Raw genomic sequence first — 13,839 nt, forward strand, 5'->3', positions numbered from 1 at the left:
AACAATAACTTGTCAAGAGGCCAGAATTATATCTGGGGCGATAGTTTCAAAAGAAAAAGTATTTAAATTTGTTAGGTTTTGAGCATGCTCGATAGTGATTGCGCAGACTTTGCCATCTTGATCTAAATCGACGAGGGTATTTTCGTTAATATCTTTCGTTTCTACAATCGGATTTTGATTGAATTCTAAATATAGAGTATCTGTATCTTGAAAATATTGAATCTTCATTTTTTAAAACTCCGATCAAAAAAGGCATTGTGAATCGTTTCTCCATCCTGAAGCAAAACAACCCTCAATGCCCGGTTATCCATTTCATGAATTCTTGCCCATCTCTTGATACGTCCATCTTCCTGGATTTGCTCTTTTTCGGGATTTAGAATCACGAACTCAATCCATTCTAATTTTATTAAGCTTCGATCCGGACGTTGTCTCGTCGTTAAAAAATATTGTGTGAATTTCATGCAGAAAACGTGAGTATAGAGTGCATTATTTTGTAATAACACACCCCATAAATAAGGCTTAAGCTTTGGCGAGTTCTTCCTTGGCGGCAGTACTAGCTAAATACTTTTCCAGTTCCGTTAACGCATCCGCATCAACTTTCGTTTGCATCGGACAGAATTTAGGGCCACACATCGAGCAGAATTCTGCTGTTTTGTAGATATCTGCGGGAAGAGTTTCATCGTGGTATTCACGAGCACGCTCAGGATCGAGGGACAGTTCAAACTGTTTCTCCCAATCAAAGTTATACCGAGCATGGGACAACTCATCATCGCGATCGCGTGCCCCAGGACGATGACGGGCAATATCTGCCGCATGGGCCGCAATCTTATAGGCGATGAGACCATTCCGCACATCCTCCGCATCAGGTAGGCCGAGGTGCTCTTTGGGGGTGACATAGCAGAGCATTGCCGTGCCGTACCAGCCAGCCATCGCCGCCCCGATCGCCGAGGTGATGTGGTCATAGCCAGGCGCAATATCAGTCACCAAGGGGCCGAGCACATAGAAAGGTGCTTCAGAGCACTCTTCCATCTGCTTCTTCACGTTGAACTCGATCTGATCCATGGGGACGTGGCCAGGGCCTTCTACCATCACTTGGACATCGTGTTCCCAAGCGCGACGGGTCAGTTGACCTAGGGTTTTCAGTTCAGCGAGTTGCGCCTCATCAGAAGCATCGTGGGTACAGCCAGGACGCAGAGAATCCCCAAGGCTGAAGGACACATCGTAGCGCTTAAAGATTTCGATAATGTCGTCAAAGTGGGTGTAGAGGGGATTTTGCTTATGGTGATGCAACATCCAACGGGCAAGGATTCCACCACCACGGGACACAATCCCCGTAATCCGGTTTTTCACAAGGGGCAGATGCTCGATCAAGATCCCGGCGTGGATGGTCATGTAGTCCACCCCTTGCTGGGCGTGCTTCTCGATGATGTGCAAGAAATCATTGGCCGTGAGGTTTTCCATGTTGCCATGGACACTTTCTAGGGCTTGGTAAATGGGCACAGTCCCGATGGGCACCGGTGAGGCTTTGATAATGGCAGTACGAATTTCGTCCAGGTTGCCGCCCCCAGTGGAGAGATCCATCACAGTATCCGCACCATATTTAACGGCCTGTTGTAGCTTAGCCAATTCCTCATTAATTTCAGAGGAGTTGGGGGACGCACCGATATTTGCATTGACTTTGCATTTCGAAGCAATGCCGATACACATCGGTTCGAGGTTGGTGTGATTGATATTAGCCGGGATAATCATGCGACCCCGGGCTACTTCGTCGCGAATCAAGTCAACGGGCAGATTCTCACGCTTTGCCACGTAGTCCATTTCTTCGGTGATAACGCCTTGGCGTGCGTAGTGCATTTGGGAGACGTTACTTTGACCTTGCCGTTTGGCGACCCAATCAGCTCTCATATTGTTTTAATCCTCTATTAACAGCTTCCCTACGCTGGTATTACCCAGTCTCAGGTTCTAAGGGACTATCTCAGTCTGATTCCTATGACAGACACCCCTAGCTATGGCAATAAATTCTAACATCACTCCTTAGCAAAGTCTTGGGAAGTATGGCGGGGCTGGGATCAGAGTCTGATGGGATTTGGGCAGATTTAAGGATTTTTGGACAGCAGTCTGGAAAATCGCTATTTTCTGGGGAAAAAGCTAAAAATCAACAATTCATCACCGGATGTATGGCGGAACTGGTTACAATGATGGACAAATTTTTCAGGTTAAGATTGCTAATGGGTTAATTAGAATGGGTGGCTTTTTTAGCTATTGTTCTTTTGCACTCGCGATCCGCCTGTCCTAGAACATTCCCGTGGGACAAGGAAAGGGTTGCCCTGGGTGTTTTCGTTTTATTCCCTCTGCGTCTAAAAGGCTATGAATAAAATTTCGGATTGCAGCAATATTTTATTTTCTGTGGATAAGGCCAGGATTGATCTGGTGCAGTTGCAGGCGTTGTTTAATGCGACGGCCTTTTGGGCGAGGGAACGCTCTTTGGCGGATCTAGAAACGGCGATCGCCTACAGTGATCCGGTGGTGACGGTGTGGGATGGCGATCGCCTCATTGGCTTTACCAGGGGAACCTCAGACGGTGTCTTTCGGGCGACGGTGTGGGATGTAGTGATTCACCCCGATTATCAAGGGTTGGGCCTAGGCCGTAAGTTAGTGGAAACCCTGATTAGCCATCCGCGGATGTGTCGAGTCGAACGGGTGTATTTGATGACCACCCACCAACAGACGTTTTATGAGCGCATCGGCTTTAAAGAAAATGCGACGACTACCATGGTGCTCCACAACCACGAGCATCCGATCAGCGTGATTACCTGTGCGGTTGAGGAAACTGCCCCATTACCTGCATAGTTTGGTCTTGGTAATGGCGGGTTAGGGTCCCCCCGTAGCTTGCCAGCAACTTTTGACACAGTTGCCACTTTAGGGCTGGAGAAAATTCAAGGGCTTGGGCTAGTTGTTGGACTTCTTCGAGGCTTGGGCGATCGCCTAGGGTTAAATCCGGCACGTGGGTTTCACACCAAAAGTCCGTGGTCTGGGTTGAGGTCAGTTGAAACGTGATTTTATTGGGTTGTTGTAGCCCATAACTGAGGTGAATTGTTCCTTGTTCAGCCCGTTGTAGGGTGGTATCAATAAGGGTGAGAAAAAACTGGTGGAGGTGGTGGCGATCGCCGAAAATATCCAGGGTAGCGCCGACCGGATGCGCAATGATCAACCGCAAATTATTATTCTGGGCCTTCACCCTGAGCAAGCTTTCTAGTTCTGCGAGGAGCGTTTCGAGATCAAACCACTCCGCCTGTTTCGAACTTTGACCATAATCTAACTTTGAAACGGCGATCGCCAAATCAAGTAATCCCAGTAATTTTTGGCTGGCGGCATAACTTTCGGCAATAAAGGCCCGTTCTTCGTCAGGACTTTCGCACAAATCACTCAAAATGAGCTGCTGCAGCCCCATGATCGTGCTCAAGGGCGATCGCAATTCGTGGGCCACTTGGCCAAAAAACCGCGCTTGGAATTGTCCCCACTGGAGGGCGATCGCCAAATCCGTATTCAAAGCAGAAAGACCATTAGACATAACAAAACATAACTATTTTCACAGACTACGAAACGAGCAACGATAAGATGAACCTACATCCTCCAAGATCCTAAGGTTTGGCTGAAATGTTGCGCTATGCTTATTTTCCCGGTTGTGTCGCCCAAGGAGCCTGTCGGGAACTGTACCTCTCCACGGCGGCCCTCACCCAAGCCCTCGACATTGAATTAATCGAACTCAAGCAAGCTGCCTGTTGTGGCTCTGGCACCTACAAAGAAGAATCCCAACTCCTAGAAGATAGCGTCAATGCCCGCAACATCGCGTTGGCTGAATCGCTTAATTTACCCTTACTAACCCACTGCAGCACCTGCCAAGGGGTAATCGGCCATGTCGATGAACGCCTCAAAGCAGCCAAAGACAATAATCCAGATTATTTTTCCCAGGTCAATCAACTCCTGAGTGCATCCCACTGTTCACCCTACAGAGGCACTAGCGAAGTCAAACATCTACTCTGGGCGCTCGTGGGAGATTATGGCCTTGATAAGCTCACCCAAAAAGTAATTAAGCCTCTCCGAGGACTCAAATGTGCCGCCTTTTATGGCTGTTATCTCCTCCGGGTTCAAAATAGTCTTCCCTTTGATGACCCTGTCCAGCCCCATTCTCTGGAGTCTGTTTTCTCGGCGGTTGGGGCAACGCCAATTATCTATGATGGTCGCACCCAATGCTGTGGTTGGCCCCTCTCTAGTTATGCCACAGAACAAGCGTTTCGTCTCGCAGGGAAACATCTACAAGCGGCGATCGCCGCCGGAGCTGATTGCCTAGTGACCCCCTGTCCCCTCTGTCATCTCAATTTAGACTCGCGCCAACCAGAAGTCGAAAAAGTCATTGGCCAGAAATTGGGAATTCCTGTGCTCCATTTGCCCCAATTAGTGGCTCTTGCATTGGGTATTTCTCCTAAGGAACTCGGCCTCGGCAAACATATTGTTTCCACGAAGCCGCTCCTCGAAAAATTGGGTTTTTAAGAAAAGAGTCAAATGTTTATTCGTAGTGACTCCACATCCGCAAAATTTTAATCATTCTCTCGGATTCTAAAACTTGGTAAACCAGACGATGTTGAATATTGATGCGGCGTGAATAATAGTCTTTTAAATCGCCCACTAATTTTTCGTAGGGAGGTTGATAGGGGTTTTCTTGGAGAATTCCCAGAAGTTTTTGAACTTTTGGCTTCAAACCAGCAGATGCAATCTTTTTGGCATCTTTAGCTGCTTGCTTTGACAAGATTATTTTCCAGCTCACCAGTCCAGATTCTCCAAGGCAATGCATTCTTCTAGAGGTTCTCTAGCTGCCTCTTGAATGGATGCCTTCATGCCTGGAATATTGACTAAATAAAGGGTTTCTTGGATCGCGTCCCAATCAGCTTGTGAAATCATCACAGCTTTATTGTGTTCACTAGAAATCACAATCGGTTGATGGCTATCAGCAATTTCATCAATGAGTCGCTGGAGTTTATTTTGCGCTTCTTGAACTGTGAGCAAATCCATCGCTTTTTTCGTGGGCTTTAAAATTATTCCTAGTATATCTTTTTTGCTAGATAAACCAGTAATCAAAAAATCGGCCTCAGAAAATATTTTGTTTCCACGAAGCCGATCCTCGAAAAATTGGGTTTTTAAGCAGTAATCAAGGTGGCGATCGCCTGATTTAAAGTTTCACTAGGACGCATGGCCTGACTCGCTTTTTCAGAATTAGCAAAATAGTACCCATCAATATCAACCGATTGACCTTGAGCCGCATTTAACTCCGCCACGATCTTGTCTTGGTTTTCCGTTAAGGCTTGGGCTAAGGGGGCAAATTTCGCTTTTAATTCGAGGTTTTTGTCCTGTTCCGCTAAGGCTTGGGCCCAATAGAGTGCCAGATAAAAATGGCTGCCCCGGTTATCAATTTCGCCCACCTTGCGGGAGGGAGATTTATCGTTGTTGAGGTACTGACTGTTGGCTTTGTTTAGGGCTTCTGCCAAAACGAGAGCATTGTCGTTGCCTGTTTTCTGGGCGAGGTCTTCGAGGGCAACGGCGATCGCCAAAAATTCCCCTAAGGAATCCCAGCGTAAGTGACCTTCTTCAAGGAACTGTTGGACGTGTTTCGGGGCAGAACCGCCCGCGCCCGTTTCAAACAAACCACCGCCAGCGAGTAACGGCACAATCGAGAGCATTTTGGCGCTCGTACCCAGTTCGAGAATGGGGAATAAATCCGTTAGATAGTCCCGCAGCACATTTCCCGTAACCGAAATGACGTCCTGACCAGTTTTAATTTGGGTGCAGGTAAATTTCATCGCATCCACTGGCGGGAGAATGTGAATATCCAAACCACTCGGATCATGCTGGGGTAAATACTCTTTAACCTTGGCGATAATTTTGGCATCGTGGGCGCGGTTCTCATCTAACCAAAATACGGTGGGATTTCCTGTGAGGCGGGCGCGATTAACTGCCAATTTCACCCAATCTTGGATCGCCACATCCTTAGTCTGACACATCCGCCAGATATCGCCTTTTTCCACGGGATGCGCCATTAAAACATTGCCCTGCCCATCAACAACACGCACTTGACCAGCGGCGGCAATTTCAAAGGTTTTATCGTGGGAACCGTATTCTTCGGCTTTTTTCGCCATTAGTCCCACGTTGGCGACACTGCCCATGGTTTTGACGTCAAAAGCGCCATTTTCTTGACAGAATTCAATGCAGGCCTGGTACATAGTGGCGTAACAACGGTCGGGAATCATCGCCTTCGTATCGTGGGCCTTCCCGTCGGCTCCCCACATTTTCCCGGAGGTGCGAATCGCTGCCGCCATCGACGCATCAATGATCACATCACTGGGCACATGGAGGTTGGTAATGCCCTTGTCGGAATTAACCATTGCCAAACGGGGTTGCTTGTCATAAACCGCTTGGAGATCCGCTGCGATCGCCGCTTTTTCTGCTGGGGGAAGGTTGGCAATTTTGGCGTAAACATCCCCTAAACCGTTATTGGGGCTAACACCTAAGGCTTGGAAAGTATCGGCATATTTCGCAAAGACATCTTTGTAGTAAACGGTGACGGCGTGACCGAAAAGAATCGGGTCAGACACCTTCATCATCGTCGCTTTGACGTGCAGGGACAATAAAATATCCTCGGCTTTAGCGGCGGCAATTTCTTTTTCATAGAAAGCACGCAGGGCCTTGACGCTCATCACCGCAGCATCGACCACCTCACCCGCAAGCACGGGAATGGCTTCTTTGAGAACAGTGACGGTGCCATCGGTGCCTTGATGTTCAATTTTCAGGGTGCCCGCTTGTTCAATAACGACCGATTGCTCACTGCCATAGAAATCTCCCTCATCCATGTGGGCGACGTGGGATTTGGAGTTCTTTGTCCATTCCCCGACCTTGTGGGGATTGTGCCGGGCATATTCTTTAACGGCAGCGGCGACCCGGCGATCGCTATTGCCTTCCCGTAGAACCGGGTTTACGGCACTACCGAGAACTTTCGCATATTTCGCTTTAATCTCCTTTTCTGCCTCGGTCTTGGGGTCTGCGGGATAATCCGGCATGTTGTAACCCTTAGTCTGTAATTCTTTGATTGCTGCCGTTAATTGGGGAATAGAGGCACTAATATTGGGCAGCTTGATGATGTAGGCGTCGGGAGTTTTTGCGAGAGCACCCAATTCAGCGAGGGCATCGGGGCGGCGTTGGTCGGCGGTGAGATATTCCGGGAAATTTGCAATGATCCGCCCAGCGAGGGAAATATCCTTAGTTTCCACCTCAATATTGGCCGCAGTCGTAAAGGCTTCCACAATGGGGAGAAGGGAGTAGGTCGCCAGTGCAGGGGCTTCGTCGGTAAAAGTGTAGGTAATTTTCGAGGTCTGGTTGCTCATATCGCTTAGGCGTCGTGTCACGGAATGTTTCTCAGCCTAAATGATACATGGCACAGGGTCTAGCCTTGACGCTTCTCCGTCTGGAAATGCTGATAGGGGTCATGCAAAAGGCGATCGCCATCGTTTAGCCGGAGCCAAAGGGGGCGATCGCCTTTTGCAAAACTCTGAAGGGATTTGTTTCCATAACAAAAGGTATCCCTATCGATGACATCCTTAAATTGGAGGATGTGCAGTATCAAAAGCACTAACTCAACACAATTGATCTGCTTCGGTACTCATCTGCAACGTTTTCAATAGCAGCTCTGTAAGATCAATTAGCTGATACACAGACCCTTTTGTAACTTGGTTTGCTTTGAAGCCGTGGGCAATCGCATTACGCAAAGAAAGTCCATCTATGAGTAACTGATACTCAGGACGTGAAATCACTCCCTCAGTCATTAATTGTTTGACTAAATAAAGTGGATCAAGTCTTTGTAAACTCATTCTCTCATGCTCTGCAACAAGCCTTAAAGTTGCCTCAACAAGAGACCAGGCATAGAGAATAGCTGACTCTGGATGTTGCATTGCAAGTTTCCTGGCTACTTGTAGTCTTGTTTCTATTTCGGGTTTTTGAAGAGGGCTTTCCGCTTGTAGAGAAAACACAACATCTTCTGGATTAGTCATCACTAATTCAAATCGCCAACCAGGATGCTGTTCTACAGATTGGACTAAAGTCTGTAAATATTGTCTAGAGGAAGCATTCAGTGAGCGACGTGATTTTACTTCAACGATAACCGCTTCATCTCCCCGCCTTACAATCATGTCAGGGCGATAATTTTTCAGAAAATCAGGCAGGTCTTCAGGGTTAGGCTCAAAAGAAATTTCATATCCCTTTTCACGATATTCTTCAGCTAGCTGTAGTAATCGCTCTCTTTCTAGATTGGCTGTTTGGGTTGTCATCATGTAAGTACCTCTTGATCAGGAGCCTCATTTACGACAATATGCAAAAATTCATTTCCACGAGAAAAACCTTCCGCCAATGTTAAGGTCATATGTTCTACCTTAAAGTTACCTGATAAATCTCGTTTCCTGACAAGAACATCAGTGACTTGATCATCGTCAATATAAACTAATCCGATTATGGCATCCTGAATCGGCTTAACAATATTATCTACATCGATAGCAACAGAATCATAGAAATAGGTTATTTGTAGCATGATTAGACCAGTAGTTGCTTTTTGTCCAGATGACCAATATTTCTCTGCCTCTTGTCGTACCACTCTTTTCCAATCTCTAAGACGCTCACGTCTACGGGTCTGTTGTGATACAGGTGGTCCATCCACTATAAACTCAAGTCTTGAGAACATGCCTTCAACTAGAAAGGGTTAGTTATTTTATACTCCTATATGTCTGTGAGTAACACAATATAATAAGCGACTAGATCTTGACTTCCTTTAGAAGTCAGGTGTTCACCATCCTAACAAAAAAGGCGATCGCCATCGTTTAGCCGGAGCCAAAGGGGGCGATCGCCAATCTGTTTAGAAATGAAAAATAAAATTAGTCCAAAAAATTAGGCGTGGGTTTTAGAACAGGCCCAAAGTCAAAGACTCATCAATAGGGAAACAAGCACCCGCACCGAGCCAGAGAGTGACCGCAGTCCCAAAGAGGAAAACAGCCATCGCCACCGGACGACGGAAGGGGTTTTGGAATTTGTTGACGCTTTCAATGAAAGGCACCATCATCAAACCCAACGGAATCGCCCCTTGACAAGCAATACCCAGCAGTTTGTTGGGCAGTACCCGGAGGATCTGGAAGACGGGGTAGAGGTACCACTCCGGCAAAATTTCCAGGGGTGTTGCGAAAGGATTACCCGGTTCACCGATCATCGCTGGATCGAGAATCGCCAAGCCGGTAATTAAACCGATGGTTCCCGCAATACAGATGGGGAAGGTAAATAGAATGTCATTGGGCCAAGCCGGCTCACCATAGTAATTGTGTCCCATGTTTTGAGCCAGTTTTGCCCGGAGTTTTGGATCGCTAAGATCCGGCTTTTTCATGATAGACATGAGTAAAAGTTCTCCTCAACAAGAACGTTGTTTTGAGCAAACGGAAAACCTGATCCTTACAAAGGACCAGAAATACCTTGCTTACGGATCATGAGGAAGTGGGCCAACATGAAGACCGCAATCAACCAAGGTAAAACAAAAGTATGAAGACTGTAGAAACGGGTTAGGGTTGCTTGGCCAACGCTTGCGCCACCCCGGAGCAACTCAACCATTTGGTCGCCCACGACAGGAATCGCCGCAGGTACACCAGACACAATCTTGACTGCCCAGTAACCAACTTGGTCCCAAGGCAAGGAGTAACCAGTTACACCGAAGGAAACGGTGATCGTCGCCATGATGACCCCAGTAATCCAAGTCAGCTCACGGGGACGTTTAAAGCCACCGGTGAGGTACACCCGGAAAATGTGAAGAATCATCATCAAGACCATCATGCTGGCAGACCAACGGTGGATCGAACGGATCAACCACCCGAAGTTCACTTCATTCATGATGTATTGAACGGAAGTAAATGCCTCTGCTACGGTGGGTTTGTAGTAGAAGGTCATTGCGAATCCAGTGGCGAACTGGATAATGAAACAGGTAAGGGTAATACCACCCAGACAATAGAAGATATTGACGTGGGGGGGAACGTATTTACTAGAAATGTCGTCAGAGATCGCTTGGATTTCTAGTCGTTCGTTAAACCACTTATATAATTTGGAGTCGGTAACTTCTTTTGTAAACATGAAGCCTGATTAGAAACGAAAAATCTCTTTACAAAAATGTAACACAGCTTGCTCTGTCAAGTGGTGAAGTAACAGGATTATCGGGCTTTTTGGCGGATATGACCCTAATGGCGTCAGGGCAAATTTTTATGGACGGCGATCGCCCCAGGATAACCTCAAAAACCGTCAAAGGGCTGTTAATTTCGCTATAGTGTTAAAAATAATCAAGTATTTTTCATAAAACTCGACGGATGCTGAGAAAACGTTTACAGGCTGGTCTTTGCAGTCTTTTGCTGGTGTTGGTATTGGTCTTTGGGCCTATGGAGCGGGCGATCGCCTTTACCGACGAACAAGATTTACTGCTCCAGGCCTGGCGTTACGTCAGTCAAGCCTACGTCGATGAAACCTTTAATCACCAAAATTGGTGGCTCATCCGGCAAAAATTCCTGAAGCGGCCCCTCAAAACCCGCGACGAAGCCTATGAAGCTGTGGGTGAAATGTTGGCCCTCCTCGATGATCCCTACACGCGTCTATTGCGCCCAGAGCAGTACCGCAGCCTAAAAGTCAGTACCTCTGGTGAACTGTCGGGGGTCGGTTTACAGATCAATGTCAATCCAGAAGTCGATGTTTTAGAAGTGATTTTGCCCTTGCCTGGCTCCCCAGCAGAAGCGGCGGGCATTGAAGCCAAGGATCAAATCTTAGCCATTGATGGCATTGACACCCGCAATATTGGCCTTGAGGAGGCGGCGGCAAGAATGCGTGGCAAAAAAGGCAGCACCGTTTCTCTCACCGTAAAATCTCCGAAAACAGACACGGTACGCACCGTCAAAGTGACCCGCGACACCATTGCCTTAAATCCTGTCTATGACAAATTGGACGAAAAAAATGGCGAAAAAGTGGGTTACATTCGCCTCAATCAATTCAGTGCCAACGCCAAAACAGAAATTATCAAATCCCTGAATCAGTTGCAAAAACAGGGGGCTGACCGCTATGTCCTCGACCTGCGCAATAATCCCGGTGGTTTACTCCAGGCTGGCATCGAGATCGCGCGCCTCTGGCTTGATCAAGAAACCATTGTGTACACGGTCAACCGCCAAGGGATTTTTGAAAGTTACAGTGCTGTGGGCCAACCCCTCACCGATGCGCCCCTGGTTGTCCTCGTGAATCAAGCGACCGCTAGCGCCAGTGAAATTTTAGCTGGGGCACTCCAAGACAATGGCCGGGCGATGCTCGTGGGGGAAAAAACCTTTGGGAAAGGGCTGATTCAATCGCTGTTTGAATTGCCGGATGGGGCAGGTATGGCCGTTACCGTCGCGAAATATGAAACCCCCCTCCACCATGACATTAACAAGTTAGGGATTATGCCCGATGAGGTGGTGCCCCAAGAGCCGATCGGCTATGCAATGATGGGGAGTGAGACGGATCTGCAATATCAAGCCGCCCTCGATCTATTGACCCAAGACCAGGCGATCGCCCAAATTTCCCAAGCTTCCTAAACCGTTGAATCGACCACCGAAGGCTCTGCCATTTGCTGTGGTGATGTTTTTAGACCCGCTAATTGTTTTGCCTCCGTCGGCACAAATAACATCAAAGCCGCTGCAATCACGAGAAAACTTCCCCCCAAGACCACAGCAGTCAGTCGATTATCCTGGAGCCAATGTTCCATGATCCAGCCAAAGCCTAGGGAAACGGCAATTTCTGGTAGCACAATAAAAAAGTTAAAAATGCCCTGGTAAATGCCCCGTCTTTGGGTCGGTAAAGCGTAGGTCAAAATGGCATAGGGGATCGCTTGGGCACTGGCCCAGGCCAAGCCAAAACCAACCATCGAAGGCAAAAGCAGCCAGGGTTGCTGAATTTTTAAGAGGGCAATCAGACTAAAGCCGCCACACAAAAGACAAATGATGTGGATCACCTTGCGACCAAGGCGACGGGTTAACCAGGGTAACAGGAACGAGAAAGGAATACAGACGGCATTAAACACCGCAAAACAAAGCCCTGCCCATTCAATGCCTTGGTTATAGAGGGTTGACTGAATATCCACAGCCCCGAAAATATTCCGGGCTACCGCTGGCGGGAAGTAAATAAAAAAACAAAAAATTCCTAACCAGGTAAAAATTTGCACCCAAGCAAGTCGATACATCGTCGGTGGCATTTGTCCCAACACTTGCCAGGTTTCACTGAAACTCTGGCGGATACCACCCCGTTTTTCCTTGAGTTGGTCGAAGCGGTCTAAATCCGGAGGGGGAGATTCTGAGGTGGTCAGCACCGTCCACAGTACAGTGGTGAGAAAAAGCCCGGCACCAATATAAAAAGACCAGGTGACAGATTGGGGAATTTGCTGATCTGGGCCAGTGGTGGAATTGACAGCAAATAAGTGACTCAGGAGCCAAGGCAACATCGAAGCGGCGATCGCCCCTAGCCCAACCATCACGCTCTGCATGGCAAACCCTTTTGTCCGTTGCTGCTGGGGCAGTAAATCGCCAACGAAAGCCCGAAACGGCACCATACTCGTATTGGCACTGGTATCTAAGATCCACAGGAGTCCCGCCGCCATCCAAAGGCTGCCACATTGGGGCATAAGGACTAACGCCATGGACGCTAAGATGGCCCCCACGAGAATGTAAGGGCGACGGCGTCCCAGGGGAGTCCAAGTGTAATCACTTAAATTGCCAATGATCGGTTGTACCAAAAGACCCGTTAGGGGGGCCGCCAACCAAAGAATCGGAATACTGTGGGCACTGGCGCCGAGATGTTCAAAAATAGAGCTCATATTGGCCATCTGCAGGCCCCAACCAAACTGAATTCCCAGGAAGCCAATGCTCATGTTCCACAGTTGCCAGGCATTAAACTCTTGTTTTTGTTGCGGGGAATTGTCCGTTGAGGGGGTTGCGATGGTTGGATTTTGGGAAGATTTTTCTTCCCCAGTAAAAGCCATATAAAATTCTCCAGTTGCCGAGCGATCGCCCTATGGGTGAAGTTGAGGACTAGAGGACCATCGCCCATTGGTTGTCATAATTTCATTCTAGCGGCCCAACTTGGTCGCCCCAGGGAAATCGCTTTAATGCTTAGGAGTGAAATGCTTGATCAATGTGGGACTGGGCAAAAACGCTGATCGTTGTCGGGAGCATCTCCACCATCGGCGCGGGTTTCATTTCGCCGCGAAAATCTAGAATTTGGACGAGCAGTAAATAGGCGATCGCCAACAAAAGAGAAATCGCTCCGGTAATAATAGCGGTCAGTTTTCCGCGTTGCATGAATTTGGCCTCGCTTCGTTAATGCATTATGATTGTAGATTGGATTACTTATTATAAAAATTGCTAGGAGATCTTTCGTATGTCCCGTAAGTGCCAGATTACCGGCAAGAAAGCCAATAATGCGATGGCGGTGTCCCACTCCCACCGTCGGACGAAAAAGCTACAAGAAGTTAATTTGCAGTGGAAAAGAGTCTGGTGGCCCGAAGGCAATCGCTTTGTCCGCCTACGTCTTTCCACCAAAGCCATCAAAACCCTTGAAAAGAAAGGCATCGATGCCATGGCTAGAGAAGCTGGTATCAACCTTAACAAACTCTAAGGTCAAAAACGCCAGTTCTTTATTACTTTCACCAGACTTCCATGGGTTGCTATGGAGGTCTTCTTTATTTATTTCTAAATTTTAAAA

The 13,839-nt window shown here is 47.7% G+C and carries 17 protein-coding genes and 1 riboswitch; of the genes, 4 read left to right on the plus strand and 13 right to left on the minus strand.

What is annotated here, in order from left to right:
• Positions 1-12: 12 nt before the first annotated feature.
• Complete coding sequence (locus AACQ84_RS04230; protein ID WP_012306458.1) at positions 13-228, minus strand: DUF2283 domain-containing protein; 216 nt, start codon at positions 226-228, stop codon at positions 13-15.
• A 291-nt stretch (positions 229-519) separates the two neighbouring features.
• A complete protein-coding gene (gene thiC, locus AACQ84_RS04235; RefSeq protein ID WP_012306459.1) occupies positions 520-1,905 on the minus strand; it encodes a phosphomethylpyrimidine synthase in 1,386 nt (461 codons plus the stop codon).
• A 9-nt stretch (positions 1,906-1,914) separates the two neighbouring features.
• Positions 1,915-2,014: riboswitch (TPP riboswitch) on the minus strand.
• A gap of 362 nt (positions 2,015-2,376) precedes the next feature.
• On the opposite strand from thiC, the gene AACQ84_RS04240 reads away from it, so the two are divergent.
• The gene (locus tag AACQ84_RS04240; protein ID WP_315862065.1) at positions 2,377-2,850 is read left to right on the plus strand and encodes a GNAT family N-acetyltransferase; all 474 of its coding nucleotides are present in this window, start codon (positions 2,377-2,379) and stop codon (positions 2,848-2,850) included.
• On the opposite strand, the gene AACQ84_RS04245 is transcribed toward AACQ84_RS04240, so the two are convergent.
• Complete coding sequence (locus AACQ84_RS04245) at positions 2,810-3,571, minus strand: sensor histidine kinase (protein WP_012306462.1); 762 nt, start codon at positions 3,569-3,571, stop codon at positions 2,810-2,812. The two genes, AACQ84_RS04240 and AACQ84_RS04245, sit on opposite strands and share 41 nt — an antisense overlap.
• An 86-nt stretch (positions 3,572-3,657) precedes the next feature.
• On the opposite strand from AACQ84_RS04245, the gene AACQ84_RS04250 reads away from it, so the two are divergent.
• Positions 3,658-4,551, plus strand: coding sequence for a CoB--CoM heterodisulfide reductase iron-sulfur subunit B family protein (locus tag AACQ84_RS04250; RefSeq protein WP_041443385.1), 894 nt, complete (start codon positions 3,658-3,660; stop codon positions 4,549-4,551).
• 16 nt (positions 4,552-4,567) lie between these two features.
• Here the strand turns inward: AACQ84_RS04250 and AACQ84_RS04255 are convergent, their stop codons facing one another.
• From AACQ84_RS04255 to petB, 8 genes are all read right to left on the minus strand, one after another.
• On the minus strand, positions 4,568-4,828 hold the full coding sequence (locus AACQ84_RS04255; protein WP_315862064.1) for a Txe/YoeB family addiction module toxin: 261 nt from the start codon (positions 4,826-4,828) through the stop codon (positions 4,568-4,570).
• On the minus strand, positions 4,822-5,136 hold the full coding sequence (locus AACQ84_RS04260) for a type II toxin-antitoxin system Phd/YefM family antitoxin (RefSeq protein WP_012306465.1): 315 nt from the start codon (positions 5,134-5,136) through the stop codon (positions 4,822-4,824). The genes AACQ84_RS04255 and AACQ84_RS04260 overlap by 7 nt, the downstream gene beginning before the upstream one ends.
• Before the next feature lie 59 nt (positions 5,137-5,195).
• Positions 5,196-7,454 (minus strand): NADP-dependent isocitrate dehydrogenase, encoded by a 2,259-nt coding sequence (locus tag AACQ84_RS04265; protein WP_012306466.1) that lies wholly within the window; start codon positions 7,452-7,454, stop codon positions 5,196-5,198.
• 38 nt (positions 7,455-7,492) lie between these two features.
• Entirely contained in the window at positions 7,493-7,678 is a 186-nt protein-coding gene (locus AACQ84_RS04270) for a hypothetical protein (protein ID WP_085519860.1), read from the minus strand.
• A 4-nt stretch (positions 7,679-7,682) separates the two neighbouring features.
• The gene (locus AACQ84_RS04275; RefSeq protein WP_012306467.1) at positions 7,683-8,375 is read right to left on the minus strand and encodes a hypothetical protein; all 693 of its coding nucleotides are present in this window, start codon (positions 8,373-8,375) and stop codon (positions 7,683-7,685) included.
• Positions 8,372-8,779, minus strand: a complete 408-nt coding sequence (locus tag AACQ84_RS04280; protein WP_012306468.1) for a RusA family crossover junction endodeoxyribonuclease — start codon at positions 8,777-8,779, stop codon at positions 8,372-8,374. The genes AACQ84_RS04275 and AACQ84_RS04280 overlap by 4 nt, the downstream gene beginning before the upstream one ends.
• Positions 8,780-8,995: 216 nt before the next feature.
• Complete coding sequence (petD, locus tag AACQ84_RS04285) at positions 8,996-9,478, minus strand: cytochrome b6-f complex subunit IV (RefSeq protein ID WP_012306469.1); 483 nt, start codon at positions 9,476-9,478, stop codon at positions 8,996-8,998.
• 56 nt (positions 9,479-9,534) lie between these two features.
• Positions 9,535-10,203, minus strand: coding sequence for a cytochrome b6 (gene petB / locus AACQ84_RS04290; protein WP_012306470.1), 669 nt, complete (start codon positions 10,201-10,203; stop codon positions 9,535-9,537).
• Between the two features lie 230 nt (positions 10,204-10,433).
• On the opposite strand from petB, the gene ctpA reads away from it, so the two are divergent.
• Positions 10,434-11,678 (plus strand): carboxyl-terminal processing protease CtpA, encoded by a 1,245-nt coding sequence (gene ctpA / locus AACQ84_RS04295; RefSeq protein ID WP_012306471.1) that lies wholly within the window; start codon positions 10,434-10,436, stop codon positions 11,676-11,678.
• Here ctpA and AACQ84_RS04300 read toward each other — a convergent pair.
• Both AACQ84_RS04300 and AACQ84_RS04305 read right to left on the minus strand, forming a co-directional pair.
• Positions 11,675-13,117 carry an MFS transporter gene (locus tag AACQ84_RS04300; RefSeq protein WP_012306472.1) on the minus strand — a complete coding sequence of 481 codons (1,443 nt, stop codon included), beginning with the start codon at positions 13,115-13,117 and terminating at the stop codon, positions 11,675-11,677. The genes ctpA and AACQ84_RS04300 overlap by 4 nt on opposite strands.
• A gap of 130 nt (positions 13,118-13,247) precedes the next feature.
• Positions 13,248-13,436 (minus strand): hypothetical protein, encoded by a 189-nt coding sequence (locus AACQ84_RS04305; RefSeq protein ID WP_012306473.1) that lies wholly within the window; start codon positions 13,434-13,436, stop codon positions 13,248-13,250.
• Between the two features lie 79 nt (positions 13,437-13,515).
• On the opposite strand from AACQ84_RS04305, the gene rpmB reads away from it, so the two are divergent.
• Positions 13,516-13,752, plus strand: coding sequence for a 50S ribosomal protein L28 (gene rpmB, locus AACQ84_RS04310; RefSeq protein ID WP_012306474.1), 237 nt, complete (start codon positions 13,516-13,518; stop codon positions 13,750-13,752).
• Positions 13,753-13,839 lie beyond the last annotated feature (87 nt).

The organism is Picosynechococcus sp. PCC 7002, from assembly GCF_963860125.1.
Lineage (GTDB): Bacteria > Cyanobacteriota > Cyanobacteriia > Cyanobacteriales > MRBY01 > MRBY01.